The following is a 23,491-nucleotide window of genomic DNA, read 5'->3' as shown; positions in this document are numbered from 1 at the left end:
AGTTGATGCGCTACCTCGTCGGATTCTTTGCGGCCATCGGGGTGCTCTTCGTTCTCGCCATCGCCTTCAGCGTCTGGGTGGTGTCGAACGTGCGGACCTTGCAGCCAGCACCGCAACCCATTCCCGCCGTCGCCGTGCTTGCGATCGATCTCAAAAGCGCGATTGCGGAAGAGACGGGCGGTGTCGAACTGCCATTGCCGTTCCTGGAAAACAAAGCGCGGCTGCGCGACATCGTCGGCACCATCACGCGCGCCGCGAATGACGGCCGCGTCAAAGTGCTGATGCTGCGCATGGAAGGCGGCGCGGCCGGCCTTGCGCAGGCGCAAGAAATTTCCGACGCGCTGCAACGGTTTCGCGACAAGAACAAAACCGTCATTGCCTGGGCCGATACGCTCGGCGAAGGCGGCCCGGCGAACTCGTCCTATTTGCTGACCGCGATGGCGACGCAGTCCTGGGTGCAGCCGCAAGGCCAGGTCGGCCTGATGGGCTATGGCAGCGACTTTCTGTTCTACCGCAACGCGCTCGAACGGATCGGCGTCAAATACGAAGTGTGGAAGCGCAAAGAATATAAATCGGCGCTCGACGAGTACGTTGAGACGCAGATTCCGGCGCCAGTGCGCGAGAATTACGAAAGCCTGTTCGGCGACGTGATGAAGCAGCTCATCGAACGCGCCGCGGCGGCGCGCAAGCTCGACCAGGCCGTGCTGCGCGCGGCGATCGAGAAAGGCCCGCTGCTGGCGTCCGAAGCGCTCGATGCAAAATTGATCGACAAGATCGGCTATCGCGACGAAGCCGAAGCGGCGGCTTTGGCCGAAGCCGGTGCGGGCGCCAAGATCGTCGAATTCCCGGCCTATCGCGCCGCGCTTCAACAAGTCGTGCCACCCGCCAACGCAACGCAGATTGCGGTGATTTACGGCGTCGGTGAAATCAACCGCCGCAGCGCGCGCGATTTCAGCAACACCGACCCGGTAATGACGCCCGAACCGCTGCGCAAAGCGTTCGAAGAAGCGATCAGCAACGCCGCGATCAAAGCGATCGTCTTCCGCGTCGACAGTCCTGGCGGTTCACCGGTCGCGTCGGAAACGATTCGTCGCGACGTGCTGCGCGCCAAAGCAGCCGGCAAGAAGGTGATCGTTTCGATGGGCAACGTCGCCGCGTCGGGCGGCTATTGGATCGCGATGGACGCCGACAAGATCGTGGCCCAGCCCGGCACCATCACCGGTTCAATCGGCGTCATCGGCGGCAAACCCGAAGCATCGGGCCTGGCCAAGCTGCTCAATATCGGCATCGACAAGATCACCACCACCGACCAGCCGCCTTTGTCGATCTGGCGTCGATTGACCGAGCAGCAGCGCCAACGCCAAGAAGTGCATCTCGACGACACATACGGCGCCTTCGTGCAGAACGTCGCTGCCGGTCGCAAACTGGCGCCGGAGAAAGTCGAAGCGGTCGCCAAAGGCCGCGTCTGGACCGGGCGTCAGGCGAAAGAGATCGGACTCGTCGACGAGCTAGGCGGCATCGACGTCGCGTTCAAAGTCGTGCGGACCGAACTCGGCCTTGCTGCCGACGCGCCGCTGGCGACGCGCGTGCTGCCGGCGCGCCGCACGCCCGGCGAACAGATCCTGCGCATGTTGCGCGGCGAAGACTCCGTGTCCGTGTTCGAGCCGCTGGGACCGTTCCTGCGCGCTTACCGCGAACTCACCGCCAGCGAAGGAACGCGCACGCTGCTCTACACGGGTCCGTCGGTCGACTAGGGCTCTTTGACTCCGCCCAGCAGGAACTCTTTGTTTCCTTCTGGGCCGGTGATCGGGCTTTCGACCACGCCCAACACGCGCCAACCCGGCTGCGACGACAGCCAGAGTTGCGCGCGGGCGCAGACTTCTTCGTGCAGCACCGGATCGCGCACGACCCCTTTCTTGCCGACTTGTCCTTTGCCGACTTCGAATTGCGGTTTGATCAGCGTGACGAGATGCGCGCGTTCGCGGGTCAACGCCAAGGCGGCAGGCAGGACGGTCGACAGCGAGATGAAACTCGCATCGCACACGACGAGATCGATCGGATCCGGGATCTGTTCGCGCGTCAGCATGCGTGCGTTGGTACGTTCCAAGGTCACGACGCGTTCGTCAGTGCGTAGCTTCCACGCCAACTGCCCGTGGCCGACATCGACCGCATAGACCTTGGTCGCGCCACGTTGCAGCAGCACGTCGGTGAAGCCACCGGTCGAGGCGCCGACATCGATTGCGGTTAGGCCGGTCGGATCGATCGCGAACGCGTCGAGTCCTTTGGCGAGCTTCAACCCGCCGCGCGACACATAGGGATGATCCTGCCCTTTGAGCGTCAGCGTGTGATCGGGCGCGATCATGTCGCTGGCTTTGTCGATGCGCTTGGTCCCGTCGAAGACGAGACCCGCGATGATCAGCGCCTGCGCGCGCGCCCGGCTTTCGACCAGGCCGGCATCGACGAGAGCTTGATCGGCGCGTTTCTTCGCGCTCACCGCGTCGCTTCGGCGTACAGGCTGCGCAGCTGCGCGGCGAGCGACAGCGGATCGAACGGTTTGGCGATCACGTCGCACGCACCCAGCGCGCGCAGCCGTTCGATTTCCTGCGGCTGCACCTTGGCGGTGCAGAAGGCGGCCGGCACATCGGCGAAGCCGTCGATCGAACGGATCTGCTCCAGCGTTTGCGGGCCGTCGAGGCCCGGCATCATTACGTCGAGCAGCAAAAAGTCGGGGCGGAATTCGCCGACCGCGTCGACCGCTTCCTGTCCGCTCGAACAGATGCGCAGTTGCAGTTGGCCGACCGTTTCCAGCGCGATGCGCACGATCGCCTGAATGTCGGGATCGTCCTCGACATAGAGGACGCGGGTAAGGCTGCTGGCGGAAACGTGATTCACGGTGCGCTTCGTACGATGCGCTGGATGGTTTGCGCTAGCTCGTCGCTCGAAATTCTTGATTTGACCAAGGTCGCTTCGACCGCCCGGGCGGTTTCCTCGCCCACCTGGTCGGCCGAAAAGACGATGACCGGCACCGGACGGTCCTGCGCCGTGCGCGCCAGCGGCAGCAAGTCCAGCCCCGACCCGTCGGGCAATTCGATATCCAGCAGCAGCAGATCGAACCGTTCCGCCATCATCGCGGCCCGGCCGGCCGCAAGGTTCGGCGCGGCAACCACGTCGCCCACGTCGCGCAACAGCAGCTGCGTCACCCGCGCCACGTCGGCGTCGTCTTCGACATGCAGGATGCGCGGCCGCGACGTCCCGGCGACGGCCATTCGCACCGCGTCGAGCAGGCGCACCGGATCAATCGGCTTCGCAATCCAGTCCACGACGCTGACCGCGTCGCCGTTCAGCTCGCGTTTGCCGTCGACCACCACGGCCGACACGACGACGATTTTGAGATCGGCGGTCGCGGGCGAACCGCGCAGCTCGCGCACCAGCTCGACCGCATTGCCGTCGGGCAACATCAGATCGAGCGTCATCGCGGCATAGCGCTTGGCGCGCACCGCACGGCGCGCTTCTTTCAGATCGGCGACGCGATCGACCGAATAGCCCGCATGTTCAAGAATGAGCCGCAGCAAGGTCGCGACGTCTTCATCGTCTTCGACCACCAGCACCGGCGCGCCGTCGCGATTTTCGAGATGCGGCAAGGCCCCAACCGGCTGCAATGCCGGCAGCGCGAACCAGAAGCTGGTCCCTTGTCCGGTTGCGGTTTCAAACCCGATGCGGCCGCCATGCCGGTCGACCAGCGACTTGGCGATGGCAAGGCCAAGACCGGTGCCGCCTTTGCCGCGCGTGTCGGACGAATCAGCCTGCGCAAACCGTTGAAAGATGCGCTCGCGAAATTCGGGTGGGATGCCGGGACCGTGATCGCGCACTTCGACGCGCGCCTCGTCGCCGTCGCGCGTCACGGTGACGTCGACCGTGTGGCCCTTGGGCGAAAACTTCGCAGCGTTCGACAGAAGGTTGGTCAGGATCTGCGTCAAGCGATCGGAATCGCCGTAGACCGTCGCTTCGGCGTCGTTGGCGATCAGCCGGTATTCGACGCCAAACTCGCGCGCATAGGCGCGGTTGGTTTCGATCGACTGGGTGACGATGTCGCGCAGATTGAGCCGGCGGAAATCCAGCATCAGCTGGCCCGACTCGATTTTCTCGACGTCGAGAATGTCGTTGATCAAGCGCACCAGGCGGCGGCTGTTCTTGCGCGCAATCTCGACCAAGGTCGCCGCCTGTTCGGGGATTTGTCCGGCAGCACCCGCGCCGATCAAATCCAGCGAGCCCGCGATCGAGGTCAGTGGCGTGCGTAGCTCGTGGCTGACCGTCGAGACGAATTCATTCTTCAGTCGCTCGACGCGTTTGCGCTCGGTGATGTCGCGCAGCACGCAGACGAATAGCGGATCGCCGTCGCCCGCAACGCGACCGATTGCAATTTCGACCGGCCGTTCGCCGTCGCTCGACAGGACGCAGGATTCGGTAAAGCGCAGATCGCGGACCGGCTGGGCCGCAAGCTGTTCGACGCTGATCGGTGCGCGCGGAAACAGGCTGGCAAGCGGGCGGCCGCGCAAGATCATCGCGCTTTCGCCGAACAGAAGTTCGGCGGCAGGATTGACCTCGTAGATCGTGCCGTCCTTGTCGACGACGACGACGCCTTCGGCGACCGTATCCAGCACTGCGCTGGTGCGCTGCCGTTGCAGCGTCAACTCGCCTTCCTGCCGTTGCACCAGATCCGCCATCGAATCAAAGGCGCGAGCCGCGAGCGAAATCTCGTCGCGTCCGCCGACGCTCGCGCGACGCGTGCGGTCGCCAAAGCCAAAGGCGCGCGCTGCATCGGCAAGGCTGGCCAGACGGCTGGTCACGGTCTGCGCCAGCAGCCAGGCCAAGCCACCGCCAAACAGCACCAAGGTTGCGACCGCAATCAGGGCGCTGATCTCGAACGTCACGCGCGCGCGGTTTGATTCGAGTTCGGCGACGCGACGCCGGTCGCTGACGCGGCCGTCGATCTCGCTCAGGATGGTGCGAATCCGTTCCATCGTATCGCGGCCGCGGTCGGAATTGACGATCGCAAGCGCTGCGGCCGATCCCTGTTCGCGCTGTACGCGGATCGTCTCGGCAAGCTCGATCGCTTTCAGGCGAGCAAGCTTCTTCACCTCAGCCATTGCTTCGAGATTGACCGGGCTGCGCAGCAGCCGGTCGAGATTTTCGATCTCGACCGAGGTCATGTCGGCGGCCGCCATGTACGGCGCGAGATAGATGTCGCGACCGGTCAGCAAATAGCCGCGCTGTCCCGTCTCTGCATCGACCAGCCCGACGCGCAGCCGCGCAATCGCGGTCAGGATGTCCTGCGTGCGGTCCAGCTCACGAAACGAACTTGCAGTGCGTTCGCCGAGGATGAATCCCGCGGCGGTAATCACACACATGAGGGCGGTGACCGCCACGTAGGCGATCATGATCTTCCGGCGAAACGTCACGCCGGGAGTATCGGCGTTAGGTCAACGCCGATACAGCGCTTTCTCGCGCCCAAGATGTACGGATTGTTGCAGCTACCTCAGCCGCGCGCGTGGAGGTCGATCGCCTCGATGCCCAGCGCGGTCAATGCCTGCAGCGCGATCGAACGGGCATCCAGTCCCGCTTCTTCGTACTGCTTGATCGGCGAGTCGTGTTCTTGGAACACGTCCGGCAGAGTCATGGTGCGGATCTTCACGCCCGCATCGAGCAGGCCAGTCTCGGCCAGGCGATGCAGCACGATCGCGCCGAAGCCGAGCTTCGAACCTTCTTCGATCGTGATTAGCACTTCGTGTTCGAGCGCCAAGCGCTTGACCAGGTCGTTGTCGAGCGGCTTGGCGAAACGCGCATCAGCGACCGTCGTCGACAGGCCGCGTGCACCCAGCAGCTCGGCTGCCTTCATGCATTCATTGAGACGCGTGCCGTACGACAGCAGCGCGATCTTGGTGCCTTCGCGCAGGATGCGGCCTTTGCCGATTTCCAGAATTTCGCCGCGCTCCGGCATGGTAACGCCTTCGCCTTCGCCACGCGGGAAACGCACCGCCGACGGTGCGTCGTCGATCGCAAGCGAGGTGCGCACCATGTGGCGCAGCTCGGCTTCGTCAGCCGCCGCCATCAGCACCATGTGCGGCAAGCAGCCGAGATACGGAATGTCGAACGAACCTGCGTGCGTCTGGCCGTCGGATCCGACCAGACCGGCGCGGTCCATCATGAAACGCACCGGAAGCTTCTGGATCGCAACGTCGTGCACGACCTGGTCGTAGCCGCGCTGCAGGAACGTCGAATAGATCGCGCAGACCGGACGCATGCCTTCGGTCGCAAGACCGGCGGCGAAGGTCACAGCATGTTGTTCGGCGATGCCGACGTCGAAACAACGTTCGGGGAAACGCTGCTGGAATTTGTCGAGGCCGGTGCCCGACGGCATCGCCGCCGTGATGGCGACGATCTTGTCGTCGAGTTCGGCTTCTTGAATCAGCGACGAGGCGAACACGCTGGTATAGGTCGGCGCGTTCGACTTGGCCTTCACCTGCGCGCCGGTGACGACGTCGAACTTGGCGACTGCGTGCAGCTTGTCGGCGGCTTTTTCAGCCGGCGGATAGCCGTGGCCTTTTTCGGTGACGACGTGCAGCAGGATCGGACCTTCATCCGCGTCGCGCACGTTTTCGAGTACCGGCAGAAGATGGTCGAGGTTATGGCCGTCGACCGGGCCGACATAGAAGAAGCCGAGTTCTTCGAACAGCGTGCCGCCCGTGATCATGCCGCGCGCATATTCTTCGGCGCGGCGGGCTGCGTTGCGTAGCGGCGTCGGCAGAACGCTCGAGACTTCTTTGCCGAGGTGACGCAACGAACGATACGACTTCGACGAGAGAAGGCGCGACAGATAGGCCGACAGCGCGCCGACCGGCGGTGCGATCGACATGTCGTTGTCGTTCAGAATCACGACGAGGCGCGAACGCAGATGACCTGCGTTGTTCATCGCTTCGTAGGCCATGCCGGCCGACATCGAACCGTCACCGATGACGGCGACGACTTTGTTGTTCTTGCCCAAGAAGTCGCGCGCGACCGCCATGCCGAGACCGGCCGAGATCGAGGTCGAGCTGTGGGCTGCGCCGAACGGGTCGTATTCGCTTTCGGTGCGCTTGGTGAAACCCGACAGGCCACCACCCATGCGCAGCGTGCGAATGCGATCGCGACGTCCGGTGATGATCTTGTGCGGATAGCACTGATGGCCGACGTCCCAAATCAGACGATCGTCCGGCGTGTTGAATACGTAGTGGATCGCGGTCGTCAGTTCGACAACGCCGAGGCCAGCACCGAGATGGCCGCCGGTGATCGACACGGCGTCGATCGTTTCGGCCCGCAATTCATCGGCGAACTGGCGTAGCTGCGACGGTTCCAGGCGGCGCAGATCGGCCGGCACTTTGACCTTGTCGAGCAGCGGTGTTTTCGAGGGTGTCTTGGTAGTCACGTGAGAGGGCTCCTCAGGGTCCCTTTAGGCGCGGCGTTCAACGACATAGCGCGCGAGCTGGCGCAGAACATCGGCCCTGTCTTCAAATATGTCCAAATGTTTCGCAGCCTGGTCGGCCAGCAGACTCGCCTGCGCCCGGGCCCGTTCGAGGCCCAGAATCGAGACGAAGGTCTGCTTGCCCGCAGCCGCGTCGGCACCCACCGGCTTGCCGGTCACCGCCTCGTCGCCTTCGGCGTCGAGCAGGTCGTCGGCAATCTGAAAAGCGAGTCCCAAATCATGTGCATAGGCGCGTAAGGCCAGGCGTTGCGGGGGCGACGCCCTGCCCAAAATCGCCCCTGCTTCGGCTGAGAAACTGATCAGCGCGCCGGTCTTCAAACGCTGCAGACGTGCGACTTCTTTCTCATCCAACGGCACGGTTTCGCCGATCAGATCGAGCTGCTGGCCGCCGACCATGCCTTCCGGCCCTGCTGCTTTCGCGAGCGCCGTGACCAAATTGCAACGCACATTCGGATCTTCGTGGGTCTCGGGATCGGCCAGGACTTCAAAGGCGAATGTCAGCAATCCGTCACCCGCAAGGATTGCAGTCGCGTCGTCGAATTGCTTGTGCACGGTCGGACGCCCGCGACGCAGGTCGCTGTCGTCCATCGCCGGCAGGTCGTCGTGAATTAGCGAATAACAATGGACGAATTCGATCGCGGCGGCGGTGCGCAATGCACATGTTTGGCTGACGCCGAACAGCGACGAACTCTGCAGCACCAGCAACGGGCGCAGACGTTTGCCGCCGGCGAGACAGCCCCAGCGCATTGCGTCGAACAGTTTTGCTTCGGTCAGCGGTTTGTTCGGCAGCAGCGTCGTCAACGCTTCGCCAACTTGCGCCGCCGTTTGGGCCATGACGGCTTCCAACGTCGCGTTCATCTCGAACTCTCGAAGTTTGTTGGTTCAGCCGTCGCTGAACGGTCGTGTCTGTGCGCTTCCGTCGGATGCCAGCGCGATCTGTTCGATGCGTGCTTGTGCGTCCTTCAACTTGGCTTCGCAATGCCGCTTCAACAGCACGCCACGCTCATACGCGGCGATCGCGTCGTCGAGCTTGGCGCGGCCTTCCTCGACCTGACGCACGATGCGTTCAAGTTCGGCCAACGCGTCCTCAAAGCTGAGGGCGGCGATGTCGGCTGGAATGGGGCTGGTGGGGGCGGGGGTCGCCATGGGGGCCGGACGATAGATTCGCAGCCGCACCCGAACAAGTCCGGGCGACGCCTTGTTTTGCTGGCACGGGGCTAGATCAACACGAGACGCGCTGTGAATATCCTTTTAACTCTGCGTCAACCCGACGCGCGCGGACTGCAGGTTCCTGACATTTGCTGCCTACCCCGGAGGCACCGTGAAGATCCCGCTTCCCCATCTGCGCCTGTCGACCCGCGCCGTTTTGTTCGGCGTGGTCGGCATTGTGGCCGTCGCTGGCGGCGTGTTTTGGCTGGCCGTGGCCGAGTTCGAACGCGAACTCTACGACCAGGCGCAGGCGCGCCAGGCCACTGCGATGCGCGTGCTGAAAGACGTGGTGGCGAGTTACGGCAAGGGCTACCGCATCGTCGACGACAAGCTGCTGGTCGGCGACACGGTGCTGAACGGCAATTTCGAACCGGTCGATCGCGTCAAAGCGCTGGTCGGCGGCACCGCGACGATCTTTCAGGGCGATACGCGCATCACCACCAACGTGATGAAGCCCGATGGCAGCGGTCGCGCCGTCGGCACCAAGCTGCAAGGGCCCGCCCGCGATTCCGTGATCGACAAAGGCACCGCATTTTTCGGCGAAGTGCCGATTCTGGGCGAGCCCTATTTCACCGCCTACGAGCCCATCAAAGACACCGCCGGCAAGACGATCGGCATTCTGTATGTCGGTCTGAAGAAATCCGAACTGTTCGCGGTGCTCGATACGCTGCAGACCAAGATCGCGTTGTTTGGCGGCGCTGCGGCTTTGCTGGTTGCAGTTGTTCTGCTGTTCGCGCTGCGTCGCTTGTTGCGCCCGCTCGGTGCGTTGGAAGGCGCGATGAGCCGCATCTCGCACGGCGATCTTGCGACCGAAGTCGCATTCACCGACCGCAATGACGAGTTGGGCGCGATGGCGCGCGCGCTGCAGGTGTTCAAAGACAAAGCGGCCCAGGTCGAACAGATGCGCCGCGACCAGGAAAGCGAACGCATCGCCGCCGATGCGCGTCGCCGCGACGAGTTGCTGCAACTCGCCGACCGGCTGCAGCGCGACGTGCAAGGCGTTGCATCGTCAGTGCGCGACGCGGCGGGTGAAATGCGTGGCCAAGCAGGCGCGATGGGGCGCGCGGTGGAAACCGTGCTGGGCCAGGCTTCCGGCGTGTCGGCTGGTTCGATGCGTGCATCGACCGACGTGCAAACCGTCGCTGCCGCCGCCGAACAGCTTGCGGCTGCAGTCGGTGAAGTCAGCCGTCAGATCGACGGCACAGCTGCGGCGGCAAAAGATGCCGTGACGCGCGTGCGCGAAGCGGGTGCGACCGTCACCGGTCTCGACGAAGCATCGAAACGGATCGGCGAAGTCGTCGGCCTGATCAACAACATCGCCAGCCAGACCAATCTTCTGGCGCTCAACGCCACGATTGAAGCGGCGCGCGCGGGCGATGCAGGCAAAGGTTTTGCGGTGGTTGCCAGCGAAGTGAAAACCCTGGCCGGACAAACTGCGAAAGCGACCGAAGACATTCAGGCGCAGGTCAGCGCGATCCAGGCCGCAACCACACGCGCGGTCGGCTCGATCGAAGCGGTCGTGGGCGTGATCGAACAGATCGATTCGATGGCGGCTGCAGTTGCAGCGGCGGTCGAAGAGCAAGGTGCGTCGACCCGGTCGATCGCTGACTCGGTCGCGCATGCCTCGACCGGCATCGCCGAAGTGACGCGCGGCGTCGCTGCCGTCACCGACGGAATCGCGCTCAACGAACGGGCCGCGCAAGCGGTCGTCGGTGCAGCCGAAACCTTGTCGGGCACGTCGACGACCTTGGGCGCCGCGGTCGACGAATTCGTCGCGCGGATGCGCGCCGCGTAAGGGTCAGCCGAAGGCCTGAATCCCGGTAATCGCGCGGCCCAGGATCAACGCGTGAATGTCGTGCGTGCCTTCATAGGTGTTCACGGCTTCGAGATTCATCGCGACGCGGATGACGTGATATTCGTCCGACACGCCATTGCCGCCGTGCATGTCGCGTGCTTGGCGCGCGATGTCGAGCGCCTTGCCGCAATTGTTGCGCTTCACGATCGAGATTGCTTCGGCTGACAATTTGCCTTCGTCGAACAGACGGCCGACGCGCAGCGCTGCGTGCAAGCCGAGCGTGATTTCGGTTTCCATGTCGGCGAGTTTCTTCTGGATCAACTGGGTCGCCGCCAGCGGACGCCCGAACTGTTTGCGTTCCAGCGTGTAGTCACGCGCGCGCTGGAAGCAGAATTCCGCTGCACCCATCGCGCCCCAGGCGATGCCATAGCGCGCGCGGTTCAAACAACCGAACGGACCCGACATGCCGGCCACGCCTGGCAGCAGATGGTCTTCGGTCAGTTTCACATCATCGAGCGCGATGCCGCCGGTAACGCCGGCGCGCAACGAGAATTTGCCTTCGATCTTGGGGGTGGTGAATCCCTTCATGCTGCGATCGACGAGAAAGCCGCGAATCTTGCCGTCCCATTCGCACTTGGCCCACACGACCGCGACGTCGGCGATCGGCGAATTGGTGATCCACTGTTTCGATCCGTTGAGGACGTAGCCGCCCGGCACTTGTTTGGCGCGCGTCTTCATGCCGGCGGGATCGGATCCGACGTCGGGTTCGGTCAGACCGAAACAGCCGATCAATTCGCCTTTGGCGAGGCCGGGCAGCCAGCGTTCTTTCTGTGCGTCGCTGCCATAGGCGTAGATCGGGTACATCACCAACGACGATTGAACACTCATCGCCGAGCGATAGCCGGAATCGACCCATTCGACTTCGCGCGCACACAGACCGTACGCGACATACGACGCGCCGGCGCCGCCATAGCCGTGCATCGTGATGCCGAGCAGGCCCAGCTCGCCCAGCTCGTTCATGATCTCGCGGTGGAAGATTTCGTGCCGGTTTGCTTCCAGCACGCGCGGAAACAGCTTGTCGCGGCAGTAGCCGCGCGCCGCGTCACGGATCATGCGCTCGTCTTCGGTCAGCTGCTCTTCCAGAAGCAACGGATCTTCCCAGTTGAACTGGGCCATCTTCGACTCTGCCTTGGTGGCTTGCGTCGTCTGGTGGATAGAGTGCTGGGTCACGATCGGGCTCCTGGAGAAAAGCGCGCTACCTTATGCCGACGAATCCCGGCGCGGAACACAGCTGGCCGGATCAACAGCAGGCGTATTCATGGGCCGGACACTGACCGAGAAGATTCTCGCACGCGCCGCAGGAAAAGATGCGGTTGCGCCAGGCGAGATCGTGACCGCCACGGTCGATTTGGCGATGTTCCACGACAGTTCGGGACCGCGCCGTGTCGCACCGCGCCTGAAAGAGCTGGGCGCGCGCGTCTGGGATCCATCCAAAGTCGTGGTCGTCAGCGACCATTACGTGCCGGCGGTCGATCCAGAGTCGGCGGCGATTCTCAAACTGACGCGCGATTGGGTGCGCGAACAGGGAATCGGCGCCTTCTACGACATGCAGGGCATTTGTCACGTGATGCTGGCCGAAGGCGGCCATCTGCGTCCGGGCCTGTTCTGCGTTGGTGGTGACAGTCATTCGACGATGGCGGGCGCCTATGGCTGCTACATGGCGGGGTTTGGCGCGACCGAAATGACCGGCGTGATGGTGACGGGCGACATCTGGACGCGCGTGCCGGCAACGATTCGCGTCGACTGGAACGGTGCATTCGCCGACGGCGTCGTCGCCAAAGACGTGATGCTGCATCTCTGTCGCACGCTGGGCATGGATAACGCGTTCAAAGCGATCGAATATGGCGGCGACACAGTGCGTGCCATGTCGATGTCGGAACGCGGCGTGCTGACCAACATGGCGGCCGAGCTGGGCGCCGAAAGCGCGATCATCGAACCGGACGACAAAACCCTCGCCGCCATTCGTGCCGCGGGCGTTGCGATCGATGACGAAGAAGCGCTGCGCTGGCGCTCCGATCCTGATGCGACCTACGAGGCGGTGCATCGTTTCAACGCCGCCGATCTGGTGCCGCAAGTTGCGCGCCCGCACTCGCCCGAAAACTCCGGGCCGGTTGCCGAAGCCAACAGCGCGCGCATCGACCAGGCCTATATCGGTGCCTGCGTCGGCGCGAAATTGACCGACCTGCAAATGGCGGCGCGCGTGTTGAAAGGCCGCAAAGTCGCGAAAGACGTGCGGCTGCTAATCGCGCCGTCGTCGCGTGCGACGACCGAAGCCGCGGCGAAAGACGGCACCTTGGCGATCCTGACTGAAGCGGGCGCGATCGTGATGCCGTCGGGCTGCGGCGCGTGCGCAGGCATGGGTGCAGGCGTGCTGGCTGCGGGCGAAGTCTGCATCTCTTCGACCAACCGCAATTTCAAAGGGCGCATGGGACACAAGGACGCCGAAGTCTATCTCGGCTCGCCCTACACGGTTGCAGCCAGCGCAATCGAAGGCCGCATCGCTGATCCGCGGAGCTACCTACAATGATCTCCGGGCGCGCTTGGAAATTCGGCGACGGCATCGACACCGACGTGTTGGCGCCCGGCCACTATATGAAACTGCCGTTGGAAGAAGCGGCGACGCATTGCCTCGAAGCGATCGCGCCGAACTTTGCGAAAGAGGTGCGCCCCGGTGATGTGGTGGTCGGCGGCGCATCGTTCGGCATCGGCTCGTCGCGCGAGCAAGCGGCGCAGGCATTGAAGCAGCTTGGCGTCGGTGCAGTGCTCGCCACCAGCTTCGCGCGCATCTTCTATCGCAACGCGCTGAATCTCGGCTTGCCGGCTTTGTTTTTTCCGCAGGCGAACGAAATCCGCGACGGCGACGCGATCGAGGTCGATCCGGTTGCGGGCATCGTGCGCAGCAACGGCCGCGAATTTCGCGTCGAACCGATCCCGGCACATCTGATGGTGATGATCGAAGATGGCGGGCTGATGCCGCATCTCAAAAAGAAACTGGCACGCGCATGACGACTCCCGCTGCAACGCTCCGCAGCCTGTTGGCGCGGCCCGATCGCGCCGTGCTGGCGCCCGGTTGTTACGACGCGCTGACCGCGTCGCTGATCGAACGCGCGGGTTTTGAAGCTGCGTATTTGTCGGGCGCGTCGATCGCCTATACGCGATTGGGACGTCCCGATATCGGCCTGACGACTGCGGCTGAGGTCGAAAACGTGATCGCGAATATTCGCGACCGGTGCCCGGATCTGCCGCTGGTCGTCGATGCCGACACCGGTTTTGGCAATGCGATGAACGTGCAGCGCACAGTGCGCACCTTCGAGCGCGCGGGCGCCTCGGCGATCCAGCTGGAAGACCAGCTGATGCCGAAACGCTGCGGCCATCTGGCCGGCAAGCGCGTCGTGCCGGCGGCGGACATGGTCGGCAAGATCAAAGCCGCCTGCGATGCGCGCCGCGACGCGTCGACGATCATCATCGCGCGCACCGATGCGCTTGGTGTGAACGGCTTCGACGACGCGATGGCGCGCGCGGCTGCCTATGTCGATGCGGGTTGCGACTTGCTGTTCGTCGAAGCGCCGCAGGATGAAGCGCAGATGCGCACCGTGTCGGCGCGGTTCGCGGCGCGCGTTCCGTTGCTCGCCAACATGGTCGAGGGCGGCACAACGCCGATCCGCGATGCGGCCTCGTTGGCTGCGGCGGGATTCAAGCTGGTGATTTTCCCCGGCGCTGCGACGCGCGTGCTGGTCTTCGCGCTCGAAAAGTTCTTCGCCGACTTGAAGCGCGACGGGTCGAGCGCTGCCTGGCGCGACCGGATGCTGGATTTGAAAGGGCTGAACGCGGTGCTGGGAACCGACGCGCTGCTCGAAGCCGGACGCGCGTACGATCCGGAGATCCAGGACGCCTAAAACAAAAGAAGGGCCGGATGCTCGTCCATCCGACCCTTCTCGTGAAGCGTCTGCGCCTAGGGGAGCGCTCCGCTTCGCCGGCGACAAGTCTTCCGGTGGCAGCCTCGGGCGTCGGCTCGTTGCCCGGCTCGCACACGCGAGGAAGATCGGCGTCGCCGCTCTCTCGCTTTCCTCAGTGTCGAGCTTGCAACAGGATGACCCCCATCCAGGTTCCGTCGGCAGCGAGGTTTCGTGCGACGTAGTTTTCTCTTCCTGTTGGCGCTGGCCGTGCCGGTCGCAATTGCGGTTGCGGCGGCGCACCAGACGGCCGATCTGCCCGGCCTGGACAGCGATGCGTGGCTGGCGATCGGCGCTGGATTCACACTGATCGTTGTTGTGATCGGCTTGCTGTTGTGGGTGCAGCTGCGGCGACGCTGACGGAACCGACCCGTGTGTGCGTCGTTGGCGGGGCATGGCGCAATCGCAATCCCCCAAGTCCATTGGCGAGTCCGTTCGCACACAACACCGTCCGATGGTGGGCTGGTTGCTGTTGCTGCTCGCGCTGCTGTTCTTCGGCGCGCTGATCTTTTTCGCCAGTGGCGGGACTTCCACCTAGCGGCGTGACCCCCTGATTGGTCCGGTGGTTTGCTTGACCGGCTGGGCTGCGCCGGCTTCGACTGCGCGCATGGAATTGTCCGACAAGACGCCGCGCCAATATCTCGCCGAGATCCGCGCCCGGCCCGCACGCGCCAAGTTCGGCTTTGGCGCACGTCCGGCGCTGATCAATATCGACCTGCAGAAGGCCTATACCTGCGTCGGTGAATTCGCGACCGCGTATGAAACCGATCCAAAGCAACTCGACTACATCAACGAACTGTCCGATCTGGCCCGCGCCAAAGGCTTTCCGGTTGTCTGGACCTATGTCGCCTATATGGAAACCGCGGCCGACGCGGGCGTCTGGGGTACGCGCACCAATACGCCGGACAGTTTACAGAACATCAAAGTCGGCAGCCGCCGCAGCGAATTCGACGACCGTCTGCGCATCGATCGCGTGACCGACGCGATTCTGAACAAGCGCATGGCGTCGGCGTTTCACGAAACCAATCTGCAATCGCTGCTGGTCTGGCACAAAATCGATACGGTGATCGTCACCGGCGGTTCGACCTCGGGCTGCGTGCGCGCGACCGTCGTAGATTCACTGTCGCGCGGCTACCGCACCATCGTTCCGGAAGAGTGCGTTGCCGACAAGCACGAGATCCCGCACTTCGCCAATCTCTGCGACATGCTGCTGAAGTATGCTGATGTCGAGTCCGTTTCCACGGTTCGCGACTATCTGCAGAGGCTTCCTTGAACAAAATCGCACTCGTCTGGCCGGCTGCTGCGCTGGCGCTGTTGAGCTTCATCGTCATGATGATCATGGCACGCCGGCGCTTTGCCGCGGTGAAGTCTGGCGCACTGCCAGCAGGCTATTTCCGCACCTATCGCGGTGCCGAGCCGCCGGATGCATGCGTGCAGGCCGCGCGGCACTACGAGAATCTGTTCGAACTTCCGGTGCTGTTCTATGCGCTGATCGCGATCCTGCTGGCGATCCCGTTTTTCGATTACGCTCTGCTGCTGCTGGCCTGGGCCTATGTCGCAGCCCGCCTGGTGCAGGCAGTCATCCATCTCGGCAGCAACAACGTGTCGATGCGCTTCTACGCGTTTTTGGTCAGCTCGCTCGTGTTGATGACGATGTGGGGCTACGCGGCCGTCAAACTTGCTGTGCGCGGAGCGCCGCTGCTGTGAAAGCCGATCCCGGCCTCTACGACTACTGGCCCTATCGCGACCGCCCCAAAGTCGTGTGGCCCGATGGCAAGCGCCTCGCCTTCTGGGTTGCGCCCAACATCGAATTCTACGAACTCGATCCGCCGCCCAATCCGCAGCGCAAAGCCTGGACGAAACCGACGCCGGACGTGATGCCGTATAGCTATCGCGACTACGGCAACCGCGTCGGCCATTGGCGCATGATGGAGCTGCTCGACCGGTTCAAGATCCGCGGCTCGATCTCGCTGTCGGTTGCGCTGATCGATCATCACCCCGAAATCATCCAGGCCTGCGTCGAACGCAGCTGGGAGTTCTTCAGCCACGGCATTTACAACACGCGCTATTGCTACGGCATGGACGAGGCGCAAGAGCGCGCCATCATTGAAGACGCGATCGAAACCGTGCAGCGCGCCACCGGCCAGCGTATTTCCGGCTGGTTGGCGCCGGCGCTGACCCACACCGAACGCACGATGGATCTGCTGGCCGAGTACGGTCTGACCTATACGTGCGACTTGTTCCACGACGACCAGCCGACGCCGGTCAAGGTTGCAGGCAAGCAGCGTTTTTGCTCGGTACCCTATTCGCTCGAAATGAACGACTCGATCACGTTCAACGTGCAGAACATCACGCCGCGCCGCTATGTCGACATTCTGAAAGCGAACTTCGACCGGTTGTACAAAGAAGGCGAAGAGAGCGGCACGGTGATGTGCATCCCGCTGCATGCCTATCTGATCGGCCAACCTTACCGGCTCGAACCATTCGCCGAAGCGCTCGACTACATCACCAGCCATGACGGCGTGTGGGTGACGACGGGCCGCGAAATCGCGCGCTATTGGTTGGACAATTACTACGACAAGGCCGCGGCGGATATCGCTGCACGGGCGACGTAATGGCGCTCGATCCGTCTTATTTGCGCTACGACATGCGCCGCTATGGCATGGATCACGATCGCTATACGTGGTCGCCACTGCCGACGCGCCCGAACGTCGTGTGGCCGGGCGGCGCCAAGGTGGCGTTGTGGATTTCGGTGCATCTCGAATTCTTCCCGCTCAACCCCGCGGGCACGCCGTTCAAGCTGCCGGGCGGCATGGTCACGCCCTATCCGGATTTGCGGCATTTCACCTTGCGTGAATACGGCAATCGCGTCGGCGTGCAGCGTCTGCTGCGCCTGTTCGAACGGTTGCAGCTGCGCGCGTCGTTTCCGACCAACGCGGCGGTCGCGCGGCGCATTCCGTCGTTGCTGCGTGATCTTGGCGGCCACGAACTCGTCGGGCACGGACGCGACATGGATCACCCGCATTATGGCGGCATGGAGGAGGCGGCCGAGCGCGCATTGATCGCCGACTCGCTTGCAACGTTGCGCGACGTGTCGGGGCAAGCGGTCGATGGCTGGATCTCGCCTGGCAAAAGCGAGTCGCAGCGCACGCCCGAATTGCTGGTCGAGAACGGCGTGCGTTGGTTCGGCGATTGGATCAATGACGACATGCCGTACCAGTTCGTCACTGCGAACGGATCGCTGGTGGCGATGCCGCATTCATCGGAACTCAGCGACCGGCAGATTCTGATCGACTATCGCCACGCTGAAAGCGAGTTCGCCGACCAGATCTTGGATCAGCACGCCTTTCTCGCGCGCGAAGCGGCGGCGACGGGCGGCGGCCGTATTCTGGCGCTCACGCTGCATCCCTGGGTGATCGGCCAGCCGCACCGAATCGGCGCGTTGGAGCGGGCGCTGGAAACGGTTCTCGGTAGCGCGTGGAATGTGACCGGCGGCGAATTGTGCCGCGTCTGGGAAGCGCAGCAGAAATTGTCAGGCGGTTGAGCTAGGGTCGGCGCCATGCCGCCCAGTCACACGCATAGCCACCACGCGCACGACCATCATCACGGGCACAGCCACAGCCACGATCACGGGACGCCGCCATCGCGCTGGTCGAGTCGCTTCGCGCTCAGCGTCGCGCTCAATCTCGGTTTTGTCGTCGTCGAAGCGGTCTATGGCGTGCTGGCCAATTCGTCGGCGCTGCTGGCCGATGCGGGGCACAATCTTTCCGACGTGCTGAGTCTGCTGCTCGCCTGGGGCGCGTCCTGGTTGGCGACGCGACGCCCGACGGCGCGACGTACCTACGGGTTGCGGCGCAGCTCGATCCTGGCTTCGCTGCTCAACGCGGCGATTCTGTTCGTCGCCATCGGCGCGATTGCGATCGAAGCATTGGGACGCTTTCACACGCCCGAAGCGATCGCGACCAACGAAGTGATGGCGGTCGCCGCGATCGGCATCTTCGTCAATCTCGGCTCGGCCTTTCTGTTTCAGCACCATCACGGCGATCTCAATGTACGTGGTGCCTTCCTGCACATGCTGGCCGATGCCGGCGTGTCGCTGGGCGTGGTGATCGCCGCCTTCTTGGTCCAACGCACCGGCGCGCTGTGGATCGATCCCGCGGCGAGCCTCGCCATCGTCGTGGTAATTGCGATCGGCACATGGGGTTTGTTGCGCGATTCGGTATCGATGGCGCTCGATGCGGTACCGCCGGGCATCGACGAAGCTGCCGTTCGCCGCTATCTCGCCGATCTGCCGGGCGTGGCGCAGGTCCATGACCTGCATATCTGGGCACTATCGACGACAGAGACGGCACTGACCGCGCATCTGGTGCGGCCGGCCGCGACGCTCGACGACGCGTTTCTCGACGCGACCGCGAATGCGCTGAAACAACAGTTCGCGATCCACCACGTCACGCTGCAGATCGAGTGTGGTGACACCACCCATCCGTGTCCGCTGCACCAACGATCGCATTAGTCACAGGCTTCCGCCGCATTCTTGCCGTCTCGCCCGCATTAACCTCACGGAAGTGCAGTCGAACTAGCGTCGCGTCATGGCGGACAAGGCCACCGAATCAAGTGTTGTTGGACGTGCCGCGCGCCGCGGTGCGGGCATCGCGTGCGTGCTTGTCCTCGCCAGCACCATTTTCCTGCGCACGCCGGCGCCGGCCGCTTCGCCTGACTCTACGTTTTTCCGCATCGGCGGCACCAAAGTCGAAGACGCAGCCTTTCGCTGGTCGGCGGCGATCGCGGGCGTTGCGTCGCGCCCGCCGGGCCTGCCCGCATGTGATGTCGGCGGCACGTGCGGCATTCCCGGCGTCATTGCGGTGGCGCAGACATTCGAGTCACCCCAGGCGCTGATCCGCGCGGTCGCGGCGGGCACGGTCGAATCCGGCATCGCATCGGCAAACATGGTGCAGGCCTCGCGCTGCGATTCGAAAGGGGGCGACGGAAAATCGGCGCAGCAGGATCTGCGCGTGCTGGCCAATCTCTATCGCGAGCAGCTGCATCTGGTGGCGCGGCGCGACGCGAAAATTGCGTCGCCGGCTGACCTCGCGGGCAAGACGGTGATCGTCGGTGAAAAGGACAGCGCCGCCGAACTTGCGGCGCGCGCGCTGTTCGACGCCGCGGGCGTGGCGAAGAAAATCAAATTCCAGAATGCGACCTGGCCGGCCGCGATCGAGGCGCTGGAAGCGAACAAGGTGCCGGCCGCGATCTTTCTTGGGCCGGTGCCCGATCCGCGTCTGGTCGATGCGGCGCAAGCGGGCGATTTGATGCTGGTGCCGATCACCGGCGGCACGGCACAGAAGCTGGTCAAGGCAGGCACCGTCTTTGCGCCCGAACAGATTTCTGCCGACGCCTATCCCGGGCTTGGTGCAGCCAGCACGATCGCGCAATTCGTGCAGTGGGTGGTGCGCGACAAGCTGGATCCAGGCCTCGCCTACAAGCTGACGCAGGCCGCCTGGGCGCCGGCCAATCGCAAACGCATCGTCGACATGGTGCAGCCGATCGTAGCGGGCGAACTCGGCACCGCTTGGACCGAAGTGCCGGCGCCGGTCGATGAAGGCGCCAAGCGCTACTACACAGAAAAAGGTGTACCGGGCAGCGAGCTCGCATGCCCGAGCGAGCCGGTCACGCCTTCCGCACCGCCAGCGCCAGCGACCCCAGCAGCAGCAACGAACCGACCGCATGTGCGATCGTAGGCGTTTCGCCTAACGCTGCGATTGCGACTGCGACTGCGGTCAACGGCATCAGGGCCGTGAACAGCCCAGCCTTCGCCGCCGGCACGCGCACCGTGCCGCGATACCAAAGCCAGAACGCGAACACGCTCGCCATCAACGCGTAGGCGAGCAGCAACAGCCAGTCCGACACAGCAACTGCCCCGAACGCGACGTCGCCGATCTGGAACAGTCCGAACGGCAGAAACAACACCAGCCCGATCAGATTGGCCCACATGGTTGCGTGCAGCGGCTCGATGCGGCCGGACAGTTGTTTGGCGTAGATCGTGTAGAGCGCTTCAAACAGCACCGCGAGAAACACCAGCGCGTCGCCCAGCAGCGAATTGTCGCCGCCGTCATGCGATCCCGCCAGTTCCAGCAACGCGACGCCCGCAATCGCCAGCAGCACCGCGACGCGCGTCGGCACCGTGATGTGTTCGCCCAACATGCGCCACGCCAGCAGCGCGATCATTGCAGGCAGGGTGCTGGTGATCAGGCCGGCTTCGATCGCGCCGGTGCGCGCGACGCCGGCCAGCAGCGCGATGTTGAACAGGAAATTCCCGAACAACACCTGCAGCAGCAGCGGCCGCCACACGTCACGCGGCGGCGGGCGCAGCGAACCGCCGGTTGCTGCGACCCAGGCCATCAACGTCGTCGACGCGATCACTTGGCGAAGCGTCACCAGCACCAGCAGCGGAAAGACGGCCAGCAACGGTTTGGCGAGTGCGACGACTGCGCCCACCATCGCCATGGCAAGCGCGAGCTGCGCGTAGGCAAACAACACTGTGCTGGTCCTCAGACGATGATTGCGTGATCGACCAGCGCCAGCATGGGCACGTCGTGCGGCGCGTTGCCGTAGCCCCAGCTTTCGGCGAACGGCCCGTTCTGCGCCAGCCAGGCTTCGACGCGCGCGCGTTTCGCGGCGCGGACCGGATTGGGTGCGGTGAGATTGCCGGTGAGGCGCCCGTCGCGTTCTTCGAGATCGGCGCCCAGCATCGCATCGATCGGCAGATGTGCGAGCAAGGCGGGCAGGTAGATCTGCGGCGCGCCGGTGACCACGACGATGCGGTGGCCCAGCGACGCGTGCGCGCGCAACGCGTCGAGAATGGGCGCGCGCCATTTGATCGTGTCGCGCACCCTGGCGCCTGCTTCGGCGGCACGGCGCGTCTCGACGCCCGCGACATTGGCGAGAAAGGCGCATTTGACCCGGCCCCGCCAATCCGCGGCCATCTCGTTCGGCGTGCGGAGTTTGCCAAGAGCGCGTGCGAAGGCGGCGCTGGCTTGGGGCCGGCCGATCAGCGACGCGATCCACCAGAACAACGTGTCGCCCCGCGTCAGCGTGCCATCGAGGTCGAAGAGCGCCAAAGCTTGGCGTGCACGCGTCGCATGGGCTACAGACGGGGCCTTCTCCGCCCCTGTTTCCCCGCTCGCCGCAAAAGGTCCGCTCATGGCCTCGTACCAGTACGTCTACGTGATGAAGAACCTGACCAAGATCTATCCGGGCGGGAAGAAAACGCTCGAGGGGATCTGGCTCAGCTTCTATCCGGGCGCAAAGATCGGTGTGTTGGGCCCGAACGGCGCGGGTAAGTCCACCCTGCTCAAGATCATGGCCGGCCTCGACAAGGACTGGTCGGGCGAAGCCTGGGCTGCCGAAGGCGCCAAGATCGGCTTCCTGAGCCAGGAGCCGCAGCTCGACCCGACCAAGACCGTCTACGAAAACGTGCTCGAAGCACTGGCCGACACCAAAGCGGTGCTCGACGAATTCGAACAAGTCTCGATGAAGCTCGGTGAAGTCACCGACGACGACGAGATGACCAAGCTGATCGAGCGCCAGGCCGAGCTGCAGGAAAAAATCGAAGCGTCGAACGCGTGGGAACTCGATCGCACGATCGAAATCGCGATGGACGCGCTGCGTTGCCCGCCGGGCGACGCGGCCGTGACCAACCTGTCGGGCGGTGAAAAGCGTCGCGTCGCCCTGTGCAAGCTGCTGCTGCAGAAGCCCGACCTGCTGCTGCTCGACGAACCGACCAACCATCTCGACGCGGAATCGGTAGCGTGGCTCGAACGCACCTTGCGTGAGTACACCGGCACCGTCGTGCTGGTGACCCACGATCGCTACTTCCTCGACAACGTCACCGGTTGGATTCTCGAACTCGATCGCGGCAAGGGCGTGCCCTACGAGGGCAACTACACGTCCTGGCTCGAACAGAAGCAGAAGCGTCTCATCCAGGAAGAGCGCGAAGAGTCGTCGCGCCAGAAGCAGCTCGCCGAAGAGCTGGAATGGGTGCGCGCCAGCCCGAAGGCACGGCAGACGAAATCGAAGGCTCGTATCTCGGCCTACGAAGAATTGCTGGCCAAAGGTCCGCGCGAACAGACTGGCGAAGCGCAGATCGTTCTGCCGACGCCGCCGCGTTTGGGCGACGTCGTCATCGAAGCCGATCACCTCAAAAAGGGATTCGGCGATCGTCTGCTGATCGAGGATCTATCGTTCAAGCTGCCGCCCGGCGGCGTGGTCGGCGTGATCGGTCCCAACGGCGCCGGTAAGACGACCTTGTTCCGCATGCTGACCGGCCAGGAAAAGCCCGACGGCGGCACGTTCCGCCTCGGCGACACGGTGAAGCTTGGCTATGTCGATCAAAGCCGCGATGCGCTCGACGACAAGAAGAGCGTCTGGGATGAAATCTCGGACGGCAAGGAAGTGATCGAACTGGGCAAGCGGCAGATGCCGTCACGCGCCTATGTCTCGGCCTTCAACTTCAAAGGCTCGGACCAACAGAAGAAGCTCGGCATGTTGTCGGGCGGCGAGCGCAACCGCGTGCATCTGGCCAAGATGCTGAAGCAGGGCGCCAACCTGCTGCTGCTCGACGAACCGACCAACGATCTCGACATCGAAACCTTGCGCGCGTTGGAAGAAGCGCTCGACGAGTTTCCGGGTTGCGCCGTGGTCATCAGCCACGATCGCTGGTTCCTCGACCGTATCGCGACGCACATTCTGGCCTTCGAAGGCGACAGCCAGGTCGTGTGGTTCGAAGGCAATTACCAAGCCTACGAAGCCGACAAGAAGCGTCGCCTCGGCGCTGAAGCGGACCAGCCGCACCGGATCAAATATCGTCCCCTGACGCGGTAGCGCGTCAAAGAACAAGCCACGCGCTGATCGCAGACATGAAAAACCCCCGCTTCGGCGGGGGTTTTTAATGGTACG

The 23,491-nt window shown here is 63.8% G+C and carries 23 protein-coding genes; 14 read left to right on the top strand and 9 right to left on the bottom strand.

All coding sequences use genetic code 11. The annotated features are described in order from the left end of the window. Positions 1–5: 5 nt before the first annotated feature. The gene (sppA, locus tag TMPK1_RS14450; RefSeq protein ID WP_420243764.1) at positions 6–1,754 is read left to right on the top strand and encodes a signal peptide peptidase SppA; all 1,749 of its coding nucleotides are present in this window, start codon (positions 6–8) and stop codon (positions 1,752–1,754) included. Here sppA and TMPK1_RS14445 read toward each other — a convergent pair. From TMPK1_RS14445 to TMPK1_RS14420, 6 genes are all read right to left on the bottom strand, one after another. Beyond that, complete coding sequence (locus tag TMPK1_RS14445) at positions 1,751–2,494, bottom strand: TlyA family RNA methyltransferase (RefSeq protein WP_420243763.1); 744 nt, start codon at positions 2,492–2,494, stop codon at positions 1,751–1,753. The two genes, sppA and TMPK1_RS14445, sit on opposite strands and share 4 nt — an antisense overlap. Continuing rightward, the gene (locus TMPK1_RS14440; RefSeq protein ID WP_420243762.1) at positions 2,491–2,892 is read right to left on the bottom strand and encodes a response regulator; all 402 of its coding nucleotides are present in this window, start codon (positions 2,890–2,892) and stop codon (positions 2,491–2,493) included. The genes TMPK1_RS14445 and TMPK1_RS14440 overlap by 4 nt, the downstream gene beginning before the upstream one ends. Further along, a complete protein-coding gene (locus TMPK1_RS14435; RefSeq protein ID WP_420243761.1) occupies positions 2,889–5,459 on the bottom strand; it encodes an ATP-binding protein in 2,571 nt (856 codons plus the stop codon). Before TMPK1_RS14435 ends, TMPK1_RS14440 begins: the two co-directional genes overlap by 4 nt. 77 nt (positions 5,460–5,536) lie before the next feature. Further along, positions 5,537–7,462, bottom strand: a complete 1,926-nt coding sequence (gene dxs, locus TMPK1_RS14430; protein WP_420243760.1) for a 1-deoxy-D-xylulose-5-phosphate synthase — start codon at positions 7,460–7,462, stop codon at positions 5,537–5,539. 24 nt (positions 7,463–7,486) lie between these two features. Beyond that, positions 7,487–8,377, bottom strand: a complete 891-nt coding sequence (locus TMPK1_RS14425) for a polyprenyl synthetase family protein (RefSeq protein ID WP_420243759.1) — start codon at positions 8,375–8,377, stop codon at positions 7,487–7,489. A gap of 24 nt (positions 8,378–8,401) precedes the next feature. Next, positions 8,402–8,665, bottom strand: coding sequence for an exodeoxyribonuclease VII small subunit (locus TMPK1_RS14420; protein ID WP_420243757.1), 264 nt, complete (start codon positions 8,663–8,665; stop codon positions 8,402–8,404). A 175-nt stretch (positions 8,666–8,840) separates the two neighbouring features. Here TMPK1_RS14420 and TMPK1_RS14415 point away from each other — a divergent pair, with 175 nt between their 5' ends. Beyond that, a complete protein-coding gene (locus TMPK1_RS14415; RefSeq protein ID WP_420243756.1) occupies positions 8,841–10,523 on the top strand; it encodes a methyl-accepting chemotaxis protein in 1,683 nt (560 codons plus the stop codon). Between the two features lie 3 nt (positions 10,524–10,526). Here the strand turns inward: TMPK1_RS14415 and TMPK1_RS14410 are convergent, their stop codons facing one another. After that, a complete protein-coding gene (locus TMPK1_RS14410; RefSeq protein WP_420245670.1) occupies positions 10,527–11,699 on the bottom strand; it encodes an acyl-CoA dehydrogenase in 1,173 nt (390 codons plus the stop codon). A 142-nt stretch (positions 11,700–11,841) separates the two neighbouring features. On the opposite strand from TMPK1_RS14410, the gene TMPK1_RS14405 reads away from it, so the two are divergent. The 11 genes from TMPK1_RS14405 to TMPK1_RS14355 all read left to right on the top strand — a co-directional run bounded on the left by TMPK1_RS14405 (position 11,842) and on the right by TMPK1_RS14355 (position 20,274). Next, positions 11,842–13,110 carry a 3-isopropylmalate dehydratase large subunit gene (locus tag TMPK1_RS14405; RefSeq protein ID WP_420243755.1) on the top strand — a complete coding sequence of 423 codons (1,269 nt, stop codon included), beginning with the start codon at positions 11,842–11,844 and terminating at the stop codon, positions 13,108–13,110. Next, positions 13,107–13,589 carry a LeuD/DmdB family oxidoreductase small subunit gene (locus tag TMPK1_RS14400; RefSeq protein WP_420243753.1) on the top strand — a complete coding sequence of 161 codons (483 nt, stop codon included), beginning with the start codon at positions 13,107–13,109 and terminating at the stop codon, positions 13,587–13,589. The genes TMPK1_RS14405 and TMPK1_RS14400 overlap by 4 nt, the downstream gene beginning before the upstream one ends. Beyond that, on the top strand, positions 13,586–14,479 hold the full coding sequence (locus TMPK1_RS14395) for an isocitrate lyase/PEP mutase family protein (RefSeq protein ID WP_420243751.1): 894 nt from the start codon (positions 13,586–13,588) through the stop codon (positions 14,477–14,479). The genes TMPK1_RS14400 and TMPK1_RS14395 overlap by 4 nt, the downstream gene beginning before the upstream one ends. 231 nt (positions 14,480–14,710) lie before the next feature. Then, positions 14,711–14,896: a hypothetical protein gene (locus tag TMPK1_RS14390; protein WP_420243749.1), complete on the top strand. Its 186-nt coding sequence runs from the start codon at positions 14,711–14,713 to the stop codon at positions 14,894–14,896. Between the two features lie 34 nt (positions 14,897–14,930). Further along, entirely contained in the window at positions 14,931–15,074 is a 144-nt protein-coding gene (locus tag TMPK1_RS14385) for a hypothetical protein (protein ID WP_420243748.1), read from the top strand. 33 nt (positions 15,075–15,107) lie between these two features. Beyond that, on the top strand, positions 15,108–15,809 hold the full coding sequence (locus TMPK1_RS14380; protein WP_420243746.1) for an isochorismatase family protein: 702 nt from the start codon (positions 15,108–15,110) through the stop codon (positions 15,807–15,809). Then, positions 15,806–16,243 carry an MAPEG family protein gene (locus TMPK1_RS14375; RefSeq protein ID WP_420243744.1) on the top strand — a complete coding sequence of 146 codons (438 nt, stop codon included), beginning with the start codon at positions 15,806–15,808 and terminating at the stop codon, positions 16,241–16,243. Before TMPK1_RS14380 ends, TMPK1_RS14375 begins: the two co-directional genes overlap by 4 nt. Next, a complete protein-coding gene (locus tag TMPK1_RS14370; protein ID WP_420243742.1) occupies positions 16,240–17,151 on the top strand; it encodes a polysaccharide deacetylase family protein in 912 nt (303 codons plus the stop codon). Before TMPK1_RS14375 ends, TMPK1_RS14370 begins: the two co-directional genes overlap by 4 nt. Next, entirely contained in the window at positions 17,151–18,080 is a 930-nt protein-coding gene (locus TMPK1_RS14365; RefSeq protein ID WP_420243740.1) for a polysaccharide deacetylase family protein, read from the top strand. The genes TMPK1_RS14370 and TMPK1_RS14365 overlap by 1 nt, the downstream gene beginning before the upstream one ends. Before the next feature lie 15 nt (positions 18,081–18,095). Continuing rightward, complete coding sequence (locus TMPK1_RS14360) at positions 18,096–19,049, top strand: cation diffusion facilitator family transporter (protein WP_420243739.1); 954 nt, start codon at positions 18,096–18,098, stop codon at positions 19,047–19,049. Between the two features lie 76 nt (positions 19,050–19,125). Then, positions 19,126–20,274, top strand: a complete 1,149-nt coding sequence (locus TMPK1_RS14355) for a TAXI family TRAP transporter solute-binding subunit (RefSeq protein ID WP_420243738.1) — start codon at positions 19,126–19,128, stop codon at positions 20,272–20,274. Here the strand turns inward: TMPK1_RS14355 and TMPK1_RS14350 are convergent. Continuing rightward, positions 20,204–21,073 carry a DMT family transporter gene (locus tag TMPK1_RS14350; RefSeq protein ID WP_420243736.1) on the bottom strand — a complete coding sequence of 290 codons (870 nt, stop codon included), beginning with the start codon at positions 21,071–21,073 and terminating at the stop codon, positions 20,204–20,206. The two genes, TMPK1_RS14355 and TMPK1_RS14350, sit on opposite strands and share 71 nt — an antisense overlap. 11 nt (positions 21,074–21,084) lie before the next feature. Then, on the bottom strand, positions 21,085–21,654 hold the full coding sequence (locus TMPK1_RS14345) for an HAD-IB family hydrolase (RefSeq protein WP_420243735.1): 570 nt from the start codon (positions 21,652–21,654) through the stop codon (positions 21,085–21,087). A gap of 82 nt (positions 21,655–21,736) precedes the next feature. On the opposite strand from TMPK1_RS14345, the gene ettA reads away from it, so the two are divergent. Further along, positions 21,737–23,416, top strand: a complete 1,680-nt coding sequence (ettA, locus tag TMPK1_RS14340) for an energy-dependent translational throttle protein EttA (RefSeq protein ID WP_420243734.1) — start codon at positions 21,737–21,739, stop codon at positions 23,414–23,416. Positions 23,417–23,491 lie beyond the last annotated feature (75 nt).

It is taken from the genome of Roseiterribacter gracilis (assembly GCA_018332375.1).
GTDB classification, from domain to species: domain Bacteria; phylum Pseudomonadota; class Alphaproteobacteria; order BOG-932; family Roseiterribacteraceae; genus Roseiterribacter; species Roseiterribacter gracilis.
Note: the sequence above shows the minus strand (reverse complement) of the source record. Positions and strands in the feature narration are given on the sequence as shown.

Coding starts and splice junctions, on each gene's coding strand:
- sppA (WP_420243764.1), top strand. CDS start 6: ATGCGCTACCTCGTCGGATTCTTTGCGGCCATCGGGGTGCTCTTCGTT.
- TMPK1_RS14425 (WP_420243759.1), bottom strand. CDS start 8,377: ATGAACGCGACGTTGGAAGCCGTCATGGCCCAAACGGCGGCGCAAGTT.
- TMPK1_RS14420 (WP_420243757.1), bottom strand. CDS start 8,665: ATGGCGACCCCCGCCCCCACCAGCCCCATTCCAGCCGACATCGCCGCC.
- TMPK1_RS14410 (WP_420245670.1), bottom strand. CDS start 11,699: ATGGCCCAGTTCAACTGGGAAGATCCGTTGCTTCTGGAAGAGCAGCTG.
- TMPK1_RS14405 (WP_420243755.1), top strand. CDS start 11,842: ATGGGCCGGACACTGACCGAGAAGATTCTCGCACGCGCCGCAGGAAAA.
- TMPK1_RS14400 (WP_420243753.1), top strand. CDS start 13,107: ATGATCTCCGGGCGCGCTTGGAAATTCGGCGACGGCATCGACACCGAC.
- TMPK1_RS14395 (WP_420243751.1), top strand. CDS start 13,586: ATGACGACTCCCGCTGCAACGCTCCGCAGCCTGTTGGCGCGGCCCGAT.
- TMPK1_RS14385 (WP_420243748.1), top strand. CDS start 14,931: ATGGCGCAATCGCAATCCCCCAAGTCCATTGGCGAGTCCGTTCGCACA.
- TMPK1_RS14365 (WP_420243740.1), top strand. CDS start 17,151: ATGGCGCTCGATCCGTCTTATTTGCGCTACGACATGCGCCGCTATGGC.
- TMPK1_RS14360 (WP_420243739.1), top strand. CDS start 18,096: ATGCCGCCCAGTCACACGCATAGCCACCACGCGCACGACCATCATCAC.
- TMPK1_RS14355 (WP_420243738.1), top strand. CDS start 19,126: ATGGCGGACAAGGCCACCGAATCAAGTGTTGTTGGACGTGCCGCGCGC.
- ettA (WP_420243734.1), top strand. CDS start 21,737: ATGGCCTCGTACCAGTACGTCTACGTGATGAAGAACCTGACCAAGATC.